The organism is Priestia sp. USM5, assembly GCF_058323215.1.
In genome coordinates, this window is the sequence record NZ_JBSGKN010000001.1 from 1,135,371 (window position 1) to 1,151,997 (window position 16,627).

Here is a 16,627-nt window from a genome sequence, read left to right on the forward strand (position 1 = left end):
GAATGACTGTATATACGATACTAGTAGATTTTGCTTGTGCCAGCGTCCTGATTCTAATAGGCATGCTGCTTCGCGCAAAATTTAAATTTATTCAAAGAAGCTTTATTCCAGCAAGCTTATTGGCAGGTTTTTTAGGTTTAGCACTAGGACCTAGCTTTCTAAATGTTCTACCTTTTTCTGAAGATATTAGCTCCTATGCAGGAATCATCACCATCTTTGTATTTGCGGCAGTTGGGATAAACGGGTTTTCTTTTTCACCAGGCAATATGAAAAAGGATATTAATCGAATGGGCGCATATGCTACTTATAAAATTCTTTGTATAGGTCTTCAAATGTCTATTCCAATTGTTTTTTCGATTTTAGTGATTTCAAAGTTTGCCCCGGAGATTAATAACGGATTTGGTTTGCTTTTAGCAGCCGGATTTTATGGAGGTCATGGAACGGCGGCAGCGGTAGGTACAACCTTTGAAAATTTAGGATGGGAAAATGCAACTGACTTAGGAATGACAGCTGCTACCGGCGGTATTTTAGCAGGTATTTTTGGTGGACTTATCTTTATAAAATGGGCAACGCGAAAAGGTTATACTCACTATGTGAAAGATTTTTCGGAAATTTCGGAGGATCTAAAAACAGGATTAGTTCAGCCTAAAAATAGAACGGCAATGGGGAATGACACGATTTCACCAATTGCCATGGATCCATTAGCTTTTCATTTAGCATTGTTAGTTGTGCCGTCAGGTTTGGGCTATCTATTAAATAACTATATTGCTACTGCTTGGGGACTAGAATTCCCAACATTTACAATAGCATTTTTGATAGCACTGCTTATGTACATATTGCTAGGCAAAGGAGAAAAAGGCGTTTACAAATACGTTGATAGTAAGATAGTCGATCGTTTAGGAAGTGCAGCAACCGATTTTCTTGTATTTTTCGGTGTAGCATCAATTAAATTACCGATTGTTGTTGAATATGCACTTCCACTTGGTTTATTAATGCTTTCAGGCATAGTAGTAGTGGTGGTGATGCTAGTCGTAATTGGACCTGCTATGAACTATGAAAGCTGGTTTGAACGTTCTATATTTGTGTATGGCTACTCAACAGGTGTATTCGCTATCGGACTTACATTACTAAGAATTATTGATCCTAACAATAAATCAAAAACACTTACAGACACAGCGGTAGTTGGACCGCTTAATACGCCGTTAGAATTATTTGCATGGTCAGCGGGGCCTGTTATGCTGCTAAGCGGACAGCACTGGACGTTTGTTGGGATTTTTGCAGGCATATCAATTCTATGTTTCGTCATCGCTCGAATCTTCAAATGGTGGCACTGGAAGGTTCCTTTAGGCGAGCGTCCTCCTGTTCCATTAGATAGAAATGAAGGCTTTATTCGGATATCGGGAGAACATATTGAAAAATAACGTAGGTTAAATAAAATATGTATACTTGACTAATTATATTTATATCTTATGAACGAGAAACAAGAGCCCGTAAACATATGTTTACGGGCTCTTACAATCCGATGAGAAGTTTGTGATAGAGAAGGATAAATTCGTCCGTTTTCTACCATGATTTATCTCTTGTTTTTCTTAATTAATGGATTGGTAGTGCTTGACCTATATTAAGCTGATTGTCTAGATGTTTATAGTCTCTGTAGGTAGAAATCTTTAAAAATATACCTTCTTTTACTCGGAAACCGGAATATTTTTCAGAGTTATACGATACTATTTTCTGATACAACCTATTCTTACAACAGGTGGTTTCTTTGTTTTACCTATAAATCGCTATTGAAAGGAGCAAAAATAAATGAAACGAAATGTTGTGTATGGCTTATTACTAACAGTGTCTTTAGTATTTGCGCTTTTTTTAATTGTTGATTGGCGCCAATATGAAACTGGGTTAGAACACGCTATTAAACCTGCTGATCAAAACTATGAAAACAGCGAAAACTATATTTCTGACAAACGTATGATAGATGTAATTGTAAAGCTAACGGAAGAAAGTCCTGCAACATTTGGAACGAGATTAAAAAGTGCGCAAAGAATAGATGAGAAGCGTGTCCATGTGAATACTAATAAGTTAGAAGGCGTTATCGAGTTAAAAGATATAGAAGGTAAGACCTTAGTATGGCGTGTGCTAGACGCCACATCCAATCATTTAATTATAGAAAGCAAGAACTGGGGAAATGAATAAGGGAGCTGCTGATGTTTTTTCTTATGAAAACAGGCTGAGACAAAAGTATGCTAGTGGTGGTGTCTCGGCCTGTTTATACTTTTGTTACCGATTGTTCTTAAAATACCAAAATGGAGGAGGAGAGATATTTTTGATTAATACTCATTAAAATATTCTTGAATCTTTTTAGGATCCTTTGTTTTCGTTAAAGCAAGCATTAAAAGAATACGGGCTTTTTGTGGATTTAATGAATCCGATGTAACAAACGTATCTTTATCATCTGATTCTTCATGTGTCACAACCCCGCTTCCTACGCGGCTGGATCTCACAATAACTACGCCTTTTTTTACCGCATCTCTAGCACCTGCTAGAGCAGCATCGGATAGCAGCCCATTTCCTGCTCCTGCGACGACTATTCCTTTTGCTCCGGCTTTTACGGCTGCGTCATAAAAGTTCCTAGAGTCGTTTTGATACCCATATATGATGTCTACTCGAGGAAGCTTATCTAATTTTGATACATCGAATAGTGATTGCGTTGTATGCTTACGAGTTGCTTTATTATAAAATAATACCTGATCTCCAGCTATTTCTCCTACATATCCCTGTTCAGGGGATTTAAACGTATCCACTGCCGTTGTATGTGTTTTCGTTATATAACGAGCTGCGCCAATTCGATCGTTAAGCGCTACTAAAACACCGGTATTTCGTGCTTCTTTTGTAGAAGCAATTTTTACTGCGTTATACAAGTTTAGCGGTCCATCTGCACTTATAGCGGTAGCTGGTCTCATTGAACCAACCACAATTACAGGCTTGTCACTTTTTACTACTAAGTTTAGAAAATAAGCCGTTTCCTCCATCGTATCAGATCCGTGTGTCACGACAATCCCGTCAACGTCCTTAGACGCTAATAGTGTATTAATTCGTTTTGCTAACTTTAACAGAATGGTGTTATCTATATTTTGACTTCCGATATTTACAACCTGTTCTCCGCTTACATTCGCTAGTTTTTTTAACTCAGGAACAGCTTTAATGATGGTTTTAATATCAAGGGCTCCTGATTCATATCCAGTTGTGTCTGTGCTGCTTTCAGAAGAACCTGCAATCGTACCTCCAGTGGCCAAAACCTTTATATTGGGCAACTCTTCTTTCACTGAATGTTTTACAGTCATTTTAGAATTATCTACTGATGCGTTGACTAATGATAAAGGTCCCGAAAATAAGATAACGCTTGATAAACAGGTGACGCCTATTATTCTTTTCAGTTCCATTGTTACGTAGCTCCTTTTACTCAAAAGACATATAACGGTATTATTGGTAATTTGAGTTTGAAATATCCAAGTATGGTTCCTAAAAATAAATAGATAAATGAATTATTTTTAATTGATTATCCTATGTTTCTTAGTTATAATACTATTGTTACATTTGTAATGATAATGTAATATAATTGTAACTTATATACATTTTTGCGGTGTTAGATAGAATGGTAGCTAATTTTAAAAAATGAAAAGCTATTTATGGATAAGCCCTTAGCGATTGTGGAAGCAGCCGCGAGGGGAAAACTTTAGATAAAAAGGTGAGGACGATGTTGAAAAAAATATTTATTTTAGTTGTTCTAGGATATATATTCTTGAGTAGCAAGTATTTTCTTCAAAATTATGTGTATGCGGGCACGTATGAGCAGGATATAAAAGTTAACGATGACTTAGTGTCGAGTCTTCTTTTAGAAGAAGCTGTTTTTTGACGGCTTTTAAGGCGCTAAATTTTATATAAAGAGGTAATGGGTAGAGTTGTAATTTCTTAATGTTTTCAGTCTCTTCCCTTATCTTCACAGGTGAAAAGCAGGCGGTAGTTAACATAATTGCAGGACTTCGGGTCCTAATAGATTTTTACATTGCCTAGACAACAACGAAGTAGAGAAGAACGATGTAGTTGAGAAGAGAAGGCTGAGGGAGTAAGAATAAAATGAAAAACTATTTAAATGTGGAAGAAGGAAAAAATAGCTGGAAGCGTTATGTAAGTACAACAATTCTTGCTTCTGTGTTTATGCTGTTAGGATCCATTATTTATATTATTGCTGAAATGATAATGGTTGCAGCTGATGAAAGTGGAAAATCATATGTTGATTTTGATAGCGGATTAGCTGTAGGAATCAATGCTAATCTTGATTTTCTGTTGTCTCATATTATGTACATATGCTGGATTTTTGGTTTATGGATTGGGATTCGTTTTATTCACAAACGAAAAATGAAATCACTAATCACTGCTAACAAACGTGTGAACTGGAAGAAAGTAATATGGTCTTTTGGAGCTTTTAGTCTGTTACTAATCGTTTCACAATTAATTGATGTCGTGTTTAACCACTCGGATTATTCATGGAATCATGTAAGTTTAAAAGAGTATGCCCTGTTAGTACTGATCACGCTTTTATTAGTACCTATTCAAACAACAACCGAGGAGCTGTTTTTTAGAGGTCTTCTTCTTCAATGGGTGGGTAAGAAAGTGAAGCGTCCAATTTTACTTGCGATTATTGTGGGACTAATGTTTTCAATAGGTCATTTTGCTAATCCTGAAATGAATAAATCGATTATATTGGTGGGACTAGATTATATTGTAGCTGGTTTTGCTCTTACATATATCGCGGTTAAAACAAAAACCTTAGAAATTACCATTGGCGCACACGCAGCCAACAACATATTTCTCGCTCTGTTCCTTACAACGGATGATTCTGTTTTCGGGTCTATACCGAGTTTGTTTAAGGTAGCTAACACTGAGCCAGGAGCTAACCTTATTTGGTCGATTGTTATGTTCAGTGTTTTCTATGTCTTATGTAGAGGGAAGATAAAAAAGGAAGAAGCAGCTGACAAAGATCAGCTTATTGCTTAAATTGGCAGAACCAATACCTAAACAGGATAGGAGATGTAACAGAGTGAGTGGAAATCACGATGAAAATAAACCATTGACTCGTGCAGAAATGAAGCGGGGCCACTTAGCTACTCAACATCGTATTTTAAATGTGCTTATCGTTCTTGCATCGATTGCTGCAGTATATCTAGTAATAAAAACCATACTTTAAAAGAGCAGCCTTAAAGGCTGCTCTTTTTATTTTGTAAAAACACGCGCACGCAACTACCAATTGAAAAAAGCTTTTAACGAAATCATTGTAGCCGCGTAGACAAGAGATGAGATTAAAAAGGTTGGCAAATGCGCATGTTTTTCAAAAGGGAGCTCTTTACTGATGACGTTAAATAACATTGCACCTGAACTAAAAGCAATCATCGACTCAATAAGCAGGCCTGATGAGGGGCCAAAGACGCCCAAAATTGACCCAAGAAAAGTTGCTCCGGCAAGCATATAGCGACCTCTATTTTTGTGTAAGCGCGGATGTTTTTTTCCTAGATGGTAAGACCACCCGATAAAATGAAGGCTGATAGCCAGTCCGTAGAATACTGATTCAACTCGCTTAACATCGGTTGAAAACACGACATAAGAAATGATAAAAGAATAAATCATAAAAAAACTAGCCTGTACCATATAAACGGTCAGTTCCGTTAGGTGAGTGGCTGCTTTTGTCTGAGCAAATGAATACACTGAAAAATAGACGAGTAAGCCGAGAAGACCAAGAAAATATAGTTCAGTATCAAGGGCTAGCGATCCTCCAAACTCTTCTTGTTTCTTATGAAGCGTCGGTAAGATATAAATAAATACATAAGCAATAGCTACACCGCCTGATAATGAGAGCAGCTTTTGCTCCCCGATTGGAGAACGTTCGACAATCGTTAATGCGTATAGTTGAATGAGGATAAAAACAATACCTATGATAATTGATTCAATTGTAACCATGATGGTCTCCTTTTAAGGTTCACTTTTAGGGTTTAATTCCCTTTAATAGAAGAAGAGAAACCATGATTTAGATAGAAACATTGCTCAATTATGGGTAGATGTTCGTAACCATCATACTTTTAATAATGGTGTTAGTTTATAGTATATACATATTTTACTTACTTATTATAAAGGAAAGCTGTTGAGTTCGTGGATGAAGGCATATTCATTCTGTATTTTGGTATAGCTAGAACGTTTAAATGGCGGCCCTGAAGGTTTCCTTTAAGAGAACACTTTCCTATTCCTTTTATTTATTATGTTAACTAAGAAACAACATTATGATATAAAATATAGAAAAAATGTTATTATATAGATATTGTTCTGAAAATAAAATGATGTATGGGGGATATCAGCTAATATGTTTTTTGTCATTATAGGATTTATAGCCGTCTTTATCACTTTATGTTCGTTAGAAGCTAAGCTAAGAACGATAGTGAAACAAAATGATAGATTAATTAAATTACTTGAAAAAAAGAACAGATACTAACAAACAATCACCTAATAGGATAGTTGGGTGCTTTTTTATCGTGTAGGAGGATTTAAATTGAAAAGGAAGTTTTTGTTTTTAGGACTTATATCTATTTTTTTATTAGTATTGGGTAGCTGTGGTACCAAAGAAGAAAGTGTGCGTTTCGAAGGTGAAGGAGATCATTGGAAAGCTTTATATCTTTTAAATAAAGGAGAGAATACTGAAAATGGGCAAGGCAGTATCATCTATAAAGGAAAAGACAAGGAGAAAGTAGGAAAAGTTTCTTATGTTGTTGAAGGGGAAACAAGCAAATTATCAGGTACGGATGACGAGACAGAAGGGAAAATTAATTTAAATGGAAGCTGCAGCGGGTGTTCGACTCAAAGCAGCAACGCTCCTTATCACGTGACAATAAAATGGAATGGGAAAGAAGATAAATTTGATTTAAAATCAAAGTAGAACGATAAAACGTTGTATGTATATGAAACTAAAAATCCGGCCACGTTAATAACATATTTTCCCTATTTTAATCAAGTTAAAAATCCTTTGCCTACATCAGGGAAGGATTTTTTTAAAAAATTTTGCATTTATTGGTTGTTAATCTGAATAAAGGGGAATTACATCTATTAAGAGCATACAAAGGGGATAAATAGTAGTGACAAATTATAGGTACTATACGGGATCCCTGTTCGTCAGGGAATTAGAACGTTTAAAAGAAGAATATATTCAACTTGATCTCGATGATATGAAAAGAATGGTTGAAGAAGATATTTTACTGTTGGAAAAAGCGGTGAATATGTTGTCTGTGAATACCGTTCCTTAAGTTAAGCAACTTAATCAAGATGCAATAAAGCATTATTTAACGACTACTGTTCATTCAATTTTAAAAAATGCTACCTCTTGTAACTGGGAAGAGGTGGTCTTTTTCAATTTCTAGACTGGATAGGGCATATGAAACAAAAAAAGCGTTTGAAAGAAGTTTTATAACATTTCCTAGTTTCTAACAAATGTTGCCCAAACAAAAAAAGGACATTTCTTCTATGCCCTGTTCCCTCATATCAGCCCCGCCTACGCTAAATACTATGACAGCCACTCATGCCATCCAACCTATACTTAGTATAAACGAAAACGTTTACAAAGTAAAGATATTAATGAAATATTCTGTCTATTTTTAGATTAAACGTATCTATTTGGAATAATATCAAATATAATAGATGAAATTTTTAATGTCTAGAGATTAACTCACTCATTAATCTGTTTAAAGCAATGTGTAATATATCATGTTCTGTATACTCTTGTTCAAAGGCTAGACTTCTTTTTTCTTTTTTCCTCAACAACTTTCTAATTTCCTCACATAAGTAAATTTGAGAATCCAAAAGCTTTATTTCTTTTCTATCTTTTGTTTGTTTAGACATGAAATCAACTCCTTTATGATTCTTTAAGGAACTATTCTATCTTAAAAAGTAAAAATCCTTCTTCTATTACATCGGAGTAACGTAATGGGGTTTATTAGAAGGACCAACCTTAGATTAGAGAAAATTGATTTAATAGCTCAAACCGATGAATTAACCCTAATTAAAGACAAAGATTAACTATACGTAAAATGTAAGAGAGGGTTTTTTTATTGATTCCAGAATTATATACAAAAGTGTTCTATTTAAACAGATTAATGGCTTCATTCAATTATGCATCTACTTATTTTAATTTGGCTGTTGTATATCGTAAGTAGAAATACACATTTACCTTTGTCAGCGATATTTATGGAATCAAGTATGGAATGAATTGTAATTTGTGATTGCATTTCTTTAGAAGGAGAAGATAAATCAATGAGTACAAAAAGAATACATCTTACGCCATTTGAAACTACGCACATTCAATACTTACATAAATGGTTAAATGATGAACGGGCAATACGAGTGATAGGCAGAACACCTTTAACTTATGAAGAGGTAGTACAAGAAGTAGAAAAGAAAAGAATGAACAACGATTTAATTTTAGGAATTGAAAGCGATGAAAAAGAATTAGTCGGATGGGTATTTCTGAAGGATATAGACTATGCACATGGAAGAGCTAGTATAGGAATTCTTCTATCTTCAGAATCTAGAGGTCACGGATATGGTCGAATGGCTATGGAGCAAATGATTGATCTAGGGTTTAAACAGCTTCGTCTAAATAAAATCTATTTAACCACAAGAGGAATAAACGAACAGGCCATTGCATTGTATGAAAAAATTGGTTTTGTTACCGAAGGAAAATTAAGAAACCATGCCTATGTGAATGGGAAATACGTAGATACATATTTTATGGGTATATTAGCTTCAGAATGGAACAAGTAAGCTTACCGGCCATGATGAAATTTTTAAAAATAGTGCTTCTTAAGGTATGTATTTGATTTTAGACAACGGGAGGGGTATAAATGAAATCTTATAACTATTTTTGTTCTACTCGAATTGAGGTAGGAATGGGGAAAGCTAGAGAATTACCAGAAATGCTGACATCTTTAAATATTGGTTCATCAATTTTAGTCGTGAGTGACCCTGGTGTGGTTCGTGCGGGATTAGTTTCACCAATTGTAACTGCCTTGGAGGCTTCTGGTTACCGAGTGCTGGTATTTGATTCAATTGAACAAAACCCTCGAGATACGAACTGCTTGGAAGGTGCTAAGTTATTTCGTGACTTTAGTGCGGAGGCAGTTGTGGCCATTGGTGGCGGGAGTGCGATGGACACGGGAAAAGCTATTGCGCTGTGCGGCCCAAACGGCGGAGAACCATCTGACTATGCAGACGGCCGACTTCTGTATTCAAACATCGCACCAGTTATTTGTATTCCAACTACTTCAGGTACGGGCTCAGAGGTTACTCGTTCTGCCGTTATTACCGAGGCATCTACACATCGAAAAATGACGCTCAAACATAGTACATTAAGACCTGTCTTGGCGATTCTTGATCCTGAACTAACATTAAGTCTTCCGCCTTCTGTTACGGCTGCGACTGGCATTGATGCCCTCGTTCATGCGATTGAAGGTTATACCTGTAAAGTCACAAATCCTATTTCACAAGCGCTTGGGGCTCAAGCAATGAGAACGATTGTTTCGGCATTGCCTATCGTTTTCCGCGATGGTAAAAATGAAGCGGCTCGTCAAGATATGCTGGAAGGAAGTCTCTTAGCTGGCTTGTGTTTCGGATCTGCAGATGTTGCCTCGGTACACTGCTTAGCAGAAGCGCTTGGAGGGCTTTATGATACCCCCCATGGAGTTGCTAACGCAGTGTTTTTACCATACGTATTACGTTTTAATTCTATGGAGAATAAGCAGCTGCATGCTACATTAGCAAGGTATATGAATTTTGCCAAAGATTCAGATTCAGATGAAATAGCTGTTGAAAAATTAATTCAAGGAATTATAGAATTAACAGAATCATTAAATATTCCTAAATTAAAAAAGCTAGAGGGTGTAAAGAAAGAAGACTTTCCGAGCATTGTAAAGTTGGCTATGCAAAACAACTCAACGCCAAGTAACGTCCGCTTAATTACCGAGGCTGATTATATGCAAATTCTTGAACAAGCTTACTTTGACCGTGTAGATAAAAAACGGCATTCTGAAGTAGAGAGCTTGAATTAAAGAATGAAAATTAAAAACCGGCCTCAATTGTCAGACAGTGTCTAACGATTTGGGGCCAGTTTTTAAGTAGTATCTATTTTTAATAAGAAGATACGTAATACCAGTTCTTATGTACTTTTTCTATTTGTTTAAAATCTCCGTCAAAATCGCTTTTTGAAGGTTTATGATCATTTGGGTCATAAACAAATCCTGAGAAATTGTCTAGCATCCCGCGGTACGTAAAGAAAAGAATTGATGTCGACTCTCCTTTTGTTTCTACTTCAATGTCGCCTCCGCCTTTAGACAATTGAGTATACTCTTTTGGCAATTGAATAAGTGATGGACTATCGGGTACGTTAGGTTTAATCACGCCATTTTCTATTTTAGCCGCAACTTCTTCTCTTTTATTCTGATGGATTATAAAGTTCAAATCCAAGTTGACTTGAGTAAAGGGAAAGAAGAACCATAATATAATAGTAATGAACTGAATAACAACCGGCTGCCACTTTCTATTTTTAAAAAGATGAATCAATGCCCATACAGTTATGATGATAAAGAAGGCATAGACAAATAACCAAACAGGCAACATTAAAAATTCCGTTATTATATCAACGAGATCCCACTGGAATAACGATACTAGAATAACTAACAAACTACTAATTAACGATAAAACCAACAATCGACTACGTTTCACACATTTTCCTCTTTCTGAAATTATTCTTTTCTATAATATATATGAAAATCCTTCTGTATCATAATGTCCGTTTTCGTTAGAAGCAAAAGCAGACCTTAATTAAATTTTCTTTCTGTTAAAAACCTTATTTATAAGTAGCAAAGTATGATAAAAAGTATTAGATGCAAGAATACCCAGTGCAAAAAAATAAAATAACAATTGGTAATCTAACTGAATTCCTTCAAACAGAAAGTAAAATGCTAAAGCAGGAACTAATCCTGCTAACGAGTACATTAAGAGTTTAGACAAGTACATTTTTCTTGTCTGCCTGTTATGTGCTAGCATATCAATTAGATAGAAACAAATAAGTCCAACAACTATATAAACGGGTAAAGTATACATAAATGTAAATACGAATGTATCTGTAAAGCTGAAGTAATAAATATTAGGTTCTTTTTCACTTTCAGGTGTTAAGCTGATTATCCCATAGACAGCACTAAAAATAGCAGTAGATAAAAGGGATGTAACAACTAGTTTTATAAAGCGACTCAAGGCAGTTCTCCTTTAATAGTATATTCAGTTGAGTTTTTTATTTTTCGGGTCTTCTTGTTTCCTTAAATTGAACTATGTTATCAGCGACTAATCTTTTGGGTAAACCCATGTCTCTAAAAAGGATTATATGATCGTTCTAATGGAAAGGTTTCTTTATGAGTCCCTTTAGAATCCTTCCATTCTATTTGAACTTTATAAGTCTCATTCCTTTGTGGACGGTCACCTAAAGACATGAAGTCAAAGGGTTGCTGAAAAATTATATCGTTATGAGGAGAATAGTCCACTTTTTTACCGTTCTCTATAATATTAAACCTATGTAATGTAATATCATCTTCAGATAAGCACTTTAGAGTTCCTTCCCAATATGTATCAGAACGTGTATATTCGGCTTTCCACACTTTACTTGGTGATTGACCAGTAAGGTGTGGTTGACTACTGAAAAAATAGTAAAGATACATTGCAGCAAAGATAATTAAAGTGGTGATAATAGCCCAGCGGTATGGGTGTAATTTGCGTATCAAATAGTTCATACATACAATTCTCCTTTAATTAATAAACTGTACTGCGAACAGCAATAGGGTCAAAAATTTATTTTTCAAAAAGAAGTCACAAATAATAATATAGCACTACAAAAAAAGAAAATATACGAAAATTAGTAGATGTATAGTAACGTATGGTTTTAAGTAGCTATCCTAGTTAACGTATTAGGAATTCCTTTGAAATTGAAAGTATAAATACATTTATTTCTTATTATGGTAAAATCAAAGGGATAATGTATAGGAGGAATTGCATTGATTAAAAATTTGCCTTTGTTAATTTCCATATTAATAATTGGAGTTAATATGTCTACAGTAAGTATGAACGGACATTTACCTGCGTTTTTTGAATGGGCGTTACCAATTTTGAGTATTATTTTAAATGTTACTGCAGTTATAGGATTATCTTTACACGTCTTTGTATATAAACCTATGAAAAAAGCAGAAGATAATCTAAATGGAACTATTAAGTAAATGGAGATAAGTACTATTTTCAGAATGATTTTAGGAGCTGTAATAGGCTTGACGATTTTACTAACGTTGGGAGTATCTAAAGAGAACTATATATTCATAATCCCAATCTTCATAGCGTTGTCTTCAATACCTAAAAAGAAAGGCGAAAGAATACCATAATCAAAAAGGATCTTAGTTTACCAGATCCTTTTATTTGTTTATTCATTTAAAGTGTCTTTAGAAATGAAAGATAAAGGCCGATACAACCAAGTAAGCTAATGAGAATAAACTCAACAGAAAAACAAAAGATGCAAAAAGTAAAACCTTTGACTTTTTATTGATTGTTGTACCGTTTTTGAATAAGGTAGAGAACCCTAATAACAAACCTCCTAAAATCGATACTAACCCAAAAAATTGGTGAACCGTACTTGCCGTCCACATCCCTACAACAAGGACTATTAAAGCAAAAAATGGATTAAAAATCATATTTACAGCCATATGAATCTATCCCTTTCCAATAAGCTTTTCTTATCTTTTACAACTCAAATAACTCCTCTGGATTATTTCACAATAAAAACGATCCGAAAGTAAATTGCTAATGTCAAATAAATCGGTGGATTAGCTTTACCCAGCCCAAGTAGGAGATTCCTAAAATAAAAGCCCAAAGAAATGCTACACGAATATTTCTAGGTATAGAAATCCATAGCTTTAACATGTTCCAAAGTAAGTGATCTTTATTCGATTTTTTCATAGTTCGTCGATCCTTTCTTAACTAAGGCGTTCTAAACCATTCTTGCTTACGTAATAGACTAAGTTTCTTTTTAGCAGCCATTGTTTCCTTGGGAGGGAAAAACGGTAGTGTTCCTCCAATAAATCTTCTATCAACAAAATCACCTCTTATACAGTTAAAGGTAATTATATCATTAGTTACCATAAGTGGAGTTCTTTTTTTATTAACTATCATATGAATTCCTTAAAATGTAGTATGTACAGCAACGACATAATAAAATTCTTGTTTTTTCACACATTGTTTACGTATATACCTTACTAGAAGGGGATTCTTTCTATCTAAAATTGTATGACAACCTTTCAATTAATATGCTATAGTTATTTATAGACCTAATCTTTCTTAAACTTTTGCAATGCTTAAAATTCGAAAAAGCCATCTCACTTTTTAATATCAAAAGAATGAGGTGGCTTTTTATTTTATTTTATGATGTAGTTTATTCCTCTTCAGGAATCTTAATTAAAATAGTGATAGCAACTGTTGTCAGAAATATAACCCCTAAAATGATCAATAGATTTGTACTCATATGTCCCATCTGCCCTTCTGCTATAATCCCTATAATTTCATTGTAACAAAGGAAATGAGTTAATAGAATAAAAAAATGAAAGCGTTTTATTTTTTGTTTTTATCCATGATCTCTTTTGAAAAGATATATACTTTAGTTCCATATATTATTAATAGAAGAAACTCATCAAAAAGAAGCCCTTGCTACAATTAGCAAGGGCTTTCAAAATTACGAGAATCACATTTAATAAATATTTTTCCTTGTTCTAAGCAGTAAGCTTTGAATCATTATTATCTTTAGATGCTTGATTGTTGTTTCTTAAAAGAAATGCACCAAATAGAGTAAAGACAGTCACGATAACTCCCATGATTAAGTATGTGTGACGAAAGCCAATGGAATCGTATAGGTTTCCTACAATAGGGGAGAGTATAACCGCTCCTAGTTGCATTGCGAATTGGTATCCAACTAAATATAAGATGGAAGAGAATTTCGTATCAAAATGTGTAGCCAGATATTTAAATACAGAAACGATGATAATGGCAAACTCTGGTGCGTTAAGAAGCTTGATAAAGGAAATGCTGTATGGATCGGATACTAGCCCTGAACCTACTACGCGTAAAATCATAATGATTCCCGCTAAAATTAAACCGCCTTTAGGACCTACTTTGCGCACAATGAATGGAGCAACTAATAACATCCCGGATTCTAAAAAGACTTGACCTGCATTCAAGTAACCAAAGATTTGATTTCCTAATTGTTCTGTTGGGAACAGGGAGGCATAATATACAGGAAATTGCTGGTCAAAAACATTATAAATGCAGCCAGTCCCGAGCATAAAAATCATAAAAATCCAGAAGTCTTTTCGTTTAAATAAGCTACCTAAATCTTGAATAGAAAGGGACTTTGCTTTCTTTTCTTCAATAGTGGATACTTCTACTTTTGTAAGGAAAATAACAAGTAATAAGATAACGCCTGATCCCGATGCAATCCAAAAGTTGATATCAGGGTTAATATTAAGCATTCGTCCTCCAATAGCAGCAGCAACGGCAGCTCCTATTGATCCCCAAAGTCTTGCACGACCGAATTCAAACGCATACTTTCTGCCAACTTTTTCGATATATGACTCGATGACTGAGATTCCAGCTAAAAAGGTGATGGCAAGATAAGCTCCGCCTGTCAGAGCTCCTACCCAAAAATTCCAGTTTAAAAGAGGTTGATAGATGAAAATTAGAAACGGTCCAGATAAAATAACTAAAATTGAAATGAAGTATAATAAATTCTTTCGTAACCCCAATTTATCAGAGATATATCCATAAAGAGGTTGAAAAAGCATAGTAAAGACAGCGTTTACAGAAAAAACAATACCTGTTTGCGCTCCGGAAAGGTTAAGGCTTTGTCCCAACCAGATAGCAAAAAAAGTAAAAATAGAGGCAATAGATAAGAAGAATAAGAAAAAGAAACTGCTTAGTTTCCAATAAAGTTTATTGTTTTCCATATTTAAATCCCCTTTGCTGTTTATGTATCTAAATATTATTTAGAAAGCGTTTTCGATTGATTGTATTATATATGGTACCGATTTCATATGTCAACAAGAAAATAATTAACAAAAATACCTTCCAGAAAAGGTTTGTTTAAGTGTAATGTGTTTTTTTAATATGGTACTGGTTTCTTACATATAAAATAAGCAATTTGATATGTACTGATTTATTAATCATGAAACATTTTATATAAAAAGGGCTGTTTCAAAGACCTATAGGGATTCTACTGTATTCTTATTGAACAGATGGTATAGAGTTGCAAACGAATTCATTCATTGCATTTTGACTCTTTTTTAACGTAAAATAAGTATGAAACTGATTTCAGTTAGTGATGGAGTGATAAACACATGCCTACAATATACGACGTAGCCAAATTATCGGGGTTATCAAAAACAACGGTTTCCCGTGTTATAAACAATCATTCGTATGTTTCAGAAGAGAAAAAAAATCGTGTGCTAAAAGCAATGAAAGAGCTTAATTATACGCCAAATCCTTCGGCAAGAAAGTTAAGAGGACAGGTAACGACTACAATTGGTGTTATTGTACCAAAGATTATAAATCCATTTTTCTCTTATTTAGTCGATTCAATTGAACAAGTTGCTTATAAAAAGGGCTATCATGTATTAATCTTTCAAAGTAATGAAGATAAAGAGAAAGAATTAGCATTTTTAAATTTACTGAAAACAAAGCAAGTTGACGGAATTATTATGACGTCCATTGAAAATGACTGGAGTCTCATAGAGCCGTTTACTGAGTATGGTCCTATTTTGTTGTGCAACGAATATGTAAACAACGCAAATGTTCCAATCGTTCGATTAAATCAATATAAGGGTGCGTATATAGGCGTAAAGCATTTACTTGAAAAGGGACACCGGAAAATCGGGTACTGTACAGGTGGATTGTTCGCTGAGGAAGGTAAGGACAAGGACCGTAACCAAGGTTATCAAAAAGCACTTCAAGAGGCAGGAATTCAGCCGGATCCAAAATGGATTTTTGTTAATCAACATAGTATTGAAGACGGAAAACAAGTAGTTAAAAAAATCCTGTCAATGGAGGATCGCCCAACGGCTATATTTACAGGAAGTGATGAAATTGCTGGAGGAATGATGATCGAAGCCAAAGAGTCTGGTCTAAGTATACCTAATGATTTGGCGATTATTGGCTTTGATGACCAACCTCTTGCACAAATGTTAGATCCAAAGCTAACAACTATACGACAACCGATTGATCAAATGGGGATTAAAGCGATGGAAATCCTGATCGATATGCTGAATGATTCTGAATCGAAAGTAGAAACGTTTGAACTCCCAATCGAGCTAGTTGTTCGAAGCTCAACGTGATAGGAGATAACAGATGAAGGTGAGAGCTAAATCTATTAGTTCTCACCTTTTTTGAAAAATTTTCAGAAAAATAATTGAAACCGTTCCCATAATATAATACAATAAATTTACCTTAAAGCAGAAGA

The 16,627-nt window shown here is 34.6% G+C and carries 19 protein-coding genes; 11 read left to right on the top strand and 8 right to left on the bottom strand.

All coding sequences use genetic code 11. The features are described 5' to 3' along the window. Positions 1 to 2: 2 nt before the first annotated feature. Both ACWATA_RS05955 and ACWATA_RS05960 read left to right on the top strand, forming a co-directional pair. Complete coding sequence (locus ACWATA_RS05955) at positions 3 to 1,421, top strand: sodium/glutamate symporter (RefSeq protein WP_033580029.1); 1,419 nt, start codon at positions 3 to 5, stop codon at positions 1,419 to 1,421. A gap of 385 nt (positions 1,422 to 1,806) precedes the next feature. Further along, positions 1,807 to 2,193 carry a hypothetical protein gene (locus tag ACWATA_RS05960; RefSeq protein ID WP_034267448.1) on the top strand — a complete coding sequence of 129 codons (387 nt, stop codon included), beginning with the start codon at positions 1,807 to 1,809 and terminating at the stop codon, positions 2,191 to 2,193. Positions 2,194 to 2,327: 134 nt separating this feature from the next. On the opposite strand, the gene ACWATA_RS05965 is transcribed toward ACWATA_RS05960, so the two are convergent. Continuing rightward, on the bottom strand, positions 2,328 to 3,440 hold the full coding sequence (locus ACWATA_RS05965; RefSeq protein ID WP_098626258.1) for a type II asparaginase: 1,113 nt from the start codon (positions 3,438 to 3,440) through the stop codon (positions 2,328 to 2,330). Between the two features lie 314 nt (positions 3,441 to 3,754). On the opposite strand from ACWATA_RS05965, the gene ACWATA_RS05970 reads away from it, so the two are divergent. The 3 genes from ACWATA_RS05970 (at position 3,755) to ACWATA_RS05980 (ending at position 5,245) form a co-directional block, all read left to right on the top strand. Further along, positions 3,755 to 3,913, top strand: a complete 159-nt coding sequence (locus tag ACWATA_RS05970; protein ID WP_013058419.1) for a hypothetical protein — start codon at positions 3,755 to 3,757, stop codon at positions 3,911 to 3,913. Between the two features lie 221 nt (positions 3,914 to 4,134). Further along, positions 4,135 to 5,055 carry a CPBP family intramembrane glutamic endopeptidase gene (locus ACWATA_RS05975; RefSeq protein WP_182031156.1) on the top strand — a complete coding sequence of 307 codons (921 nt, stop codon included), beginning with the start codon at positions 4,135 to 4,137 and terminating at the stop codon, positions 5,053 to 5,055. A 43-nt stretch (positions 5,056 to 5,098) separates the two neighbouring features. Beyond that, on the top strand, positions 5,099 to 5,245 hold the full coding sequence (locus ACWATA_RS05980) for a hypothetical protein (RefSeq protein WP_014458831.1): 147 nt from the start codon (positions 5,099 to 5,101) through the stop codon (positions 5,243 to 5,245). A gap of 53 nt (positions 5,246 to 5,298) precedes the next feature. On the opposite strand, the gene ACWATA_RS05985 is transcribed toward ACWATA_RS05980, so the two are convergent. After that, positions 5,299 to 6,012: a hypothetical protein gene (locus ACWATA_RS05985; RefSeq protein WP_034267430.1), complete on the bottom strand. Its 714-nt coding sequence runs from the start codon at positions 6,010 to 6,012 to the stop codon at positions 5,299 to 5,301. A gap of 583 nt (positions 6,013 to 6,595) precedes the next feature. On the opposite strand from ACWATA_RS05985, the gene ACWATA_RS05990 reads away from it, so the two are divergent. Then, positions 6,596 to 6,979, top strand: coding sequence for a hypothetical protein (locus ACWATA_RS05990; protein ID WP_034267427.1), 384 nt, complete (start codon positions 6,596 to 6,598; stop codon positions 6,977 to 6,979). Between the two features lie 196 nt (positions 6,980 to 7,175). Continuing rightward, positions 7,176 to 7,343 carry a hypothetical protein gene (locus tag ACWATA_RS05995; protein ID WP_176544752.1) on the top strand — a complete coding sequence of 56 codons (168 nt, stop codon included), beginning with the start codon at positions 7,176 to 7,178 and terminating at the stop codon, positions 7,341 to 7,343. 400 nt (positions 7,344 to 7,743) lie between these two features. Here the strand turns inward: ACWATA_RS05995 and ACWATA_RS06000 are convergent, their stop codons facing one another. After that, complete coding sequence (locus tag ACWATA_RS06000; protein WP_034267423.1) at positions 7,744 to 7,935, bottom strand: hypothetical protein; 192 nt, start codon at positions 7,933 to 7,935, stop codon at positions 7,744 to 7,746. 411 nt (positions 7,936 to 8,346) lie between these two features. On the opposite strand from ACWATA_RS06000, the gene ACWATA_RS06005 reads away from it, so the two are divergent. Both ACWATA_RS06005 and ACWATA_RS06010 read left to right on the top strand, forming a co-directional pair. Continuing rightward, complete coding sequence (locus ACWATA_RS06005; protein WP_154992240.1) at positions 8,347 to 8,856, top strand: GNAT family N-acetyltransferase; 510 nt, start codon at positions 8,347 to 8,349, stop codon at positions 8,854 to 8,856. 80 nt (positions 8,857 to 8,936) lie between these two features. Further along, on the top strand, positions 8,937 to 10,139 hold the full coding sequence (locus ACWATA_RS06010) for an iron-containing alcohol dehydrogenase (protein ID WP_033580042.1): 1,203 nt from the start codon (positions 8,937 to 8,939) through the stop codon (positions 10,137 to 10,139). 79 nt (positions 10,140 to 10,218) lie between these two features. On the opposite strand, the gene ACWATA_RS06015 is transcribed toward ACWATA_RS06010, so the two are convergent. The 3 genes from ACWATA_RS06015 to ACWATA_RS06025 form a co-directional block, all read right to left on the bottom strand. Beyond that, on the bottom strand, positions 10,219 to 10,812 hold the full coding sequence (locus ACWATA_RS06015) for a hypothetical protein (protein WP_154992239.1): 594 nt from the start codon (positions 10,810 to 10,812) through the stop codon (positions 10,219 to 10,221). 99 nt (positions 10,813 to 10,911) lie between these two features. Further along, positions 10,912 to 11,343 (bottom strand): hypothetical protein, encoded by a 432-nt coding sequence (locus ACWATA_RS06020; RefSeq protein ID WP_154992237.1) that lies wholly within the window; start codon positions 11,341 to 11,343, stop codon positions 10,912 to 10,914. A 113-nt stretch (positions 11,344 to 11,456) separates the two neighbouring features. Beyond that, on the bottom strand, positions 11,457 to 11,873 hold the full coding sequence (locus ACWATA_RS06025; RefSeq protein ID WP_154992236.1) for a hypothetical protein: 417 nt from the start codon (positions 11,871 to 11,873) through the stop codon (positions 11,457 to 11,459). A gap of 261 nt (positions 11,874 to 12,134) precedes the next feature. Between ACWATA_RS06025 and ACWATA_RS06030 the strand changes: the two genes are divergently transcribed. Continuing rightward, complete coding sequence (locus tag ACWATA_RS06030; protein ID WP_098626274.1) at positions 12,135 to 12,353, top strand: hypothetical protein; 219 nt, start codon at positions 12,135 to 12,137, stop codon at positions 12,351 to 12,353. Positions 12,354 to 12,569: 216 nt separating this feature from the next. Here the strand turns inward: ACWATA_RS06030 and ACWATA_RS06035 are convergent, their stop codons facing one another. Together ACWATA_RS06035 and ACWATA_RS06040 are read right to left on the bottom strand one after the other, a co-directional pair. Next, on the bottom strand, positions 12,570 to 12,830 hold the full coding sequence (locus ACWATA_RS06035) for a hypothetical protein (protein ID WP_115654627.1): 261 nt from the start codon (positions 12,828 to 12,830) through the stop codon (positions 12,570 to 12,572). 1,059 nt (positions 12,831 to 13,889) lie between these two features. After that, positions 13,890 to 15,119 (bottom strand): MFS transporter, encoded by a 1,230-nt coding sequence (locus ACWATA_RS06040; RefSeq protein WP_034328168.1) that lies wholly within the window; start codon positions 15,117 to 15,119, stop codon positions 13,890 to 13,892. 390 nt (positions 15,120 to 15,509) lie between these two features. On the opposite strand from ACWATA_RS06040, the gene ACWATA_RS06045 reads away from it, so the two are divergent. Continuing rightward, on the top strand, positions 15,510 to 16,502 hold the full coding sequence (locus ACWATA_RS06045) for a LacI family DNA-binding transcriptional regulator (RefSeq protein WP_311264881.1): 993 nt from the start codon (positions 15,510 to 15,512) through the stop codon (positions 16,500 to 16,502). Positions 16,503 to 16,627: the final 125 nt, after the last annotated feature.

Bases quoted from the DNA above. Each gene is read 5' to 3' on its own strand.
- ACWATA_RS05955 (WP_033580029.1), top strand. From the start codon at position 3: ATGACTGTATATACGATACTAGTAGATTTTGCTTGTGCCAGCGTCCTG.
- ACWATA_RS05960 (WP_034267448.1), top strand. From the start codon at position 1,807: ATGAAACGAAATGTTGTGTATGGCTTATTACTAACAGTGTCTTTAGTA.
- ACWATA_RS05965 (WP_098626258.1), bottom strand. From the start codon at position 3,440: ATGGAACTGAAAAGAATAATAGGCGTCACCTGTTTATCAAGCGTTATC.
- ACWATA_RS05970 (WP_013058419.1), top strand. From the start codon at position 3,755: ATGTTGAAAAAAATATTTATTTTAGTTGTTCTAGGATATATATTCTTG.
- ACWATA_RS05975 (WP_182031156.1), top strand. From the start codon at position 4,135: ATGAAAAACTATTTAAATGTGGAAGAAGGAAAAAATAGCTGGAAGCGT.
- ACWATA_RS05985 (WP_034267430.1), bottom strand. From the start codon at position 6,012: ATGGTTACAATTGAATCAATTATCATAGGTATTGTTTTTATCCTCATT.
- ACWATA_RS06000 (WP_034267423.1), bottom strand. From the start codon at position 7,935: ATGTCTAAACAAACAAAAGATAGAAAAGAAATAAAGCTTTTGGATTCT.
- ACWATA_RS06005 (WP_154992240.1), top strand. From the start codon at position 8,347: ATGAGTACAAAAAGAATACATCTTACGCCATTTGAAACTACGCACATT.
- ACWATA_RS06010 (WP_033580042.1), top strand. From the start codon at position 8,937: ATGAAATCTTATAACTATTTTTGTTCTACTCGAATTGAGGTAGGAATG.
- ACWATA_RS06025 (WP_154992236.1), bottom strand. From the start codon at position 11,873: ATGAACTATTTGATACGCAAATTACACCCATACCGCTGGGCTATTATC.
- ACWATA_RS06035 (WP_115654627.1), bottom strand. From the start codon at position 12,830: ATGGCTGTAAATATGATTTTTAATCCATTTTTTGCTTTAATAGTCCTT.
- ACWATA_RS06040 (WP_034328168.1), bottom strand. From the start codon at position 15,119: ATGGAAAACAATAAACTTTATTGGAAACTAAGCAGTTTCTTTTTCTTA.
- ACWATA_RS06045 (WP_311264881.1), top strand. From the start codon at position 15,510: ATGCCTACAATATACGACGTAGCCAAATTATCGGGGTTATCAAAAACA.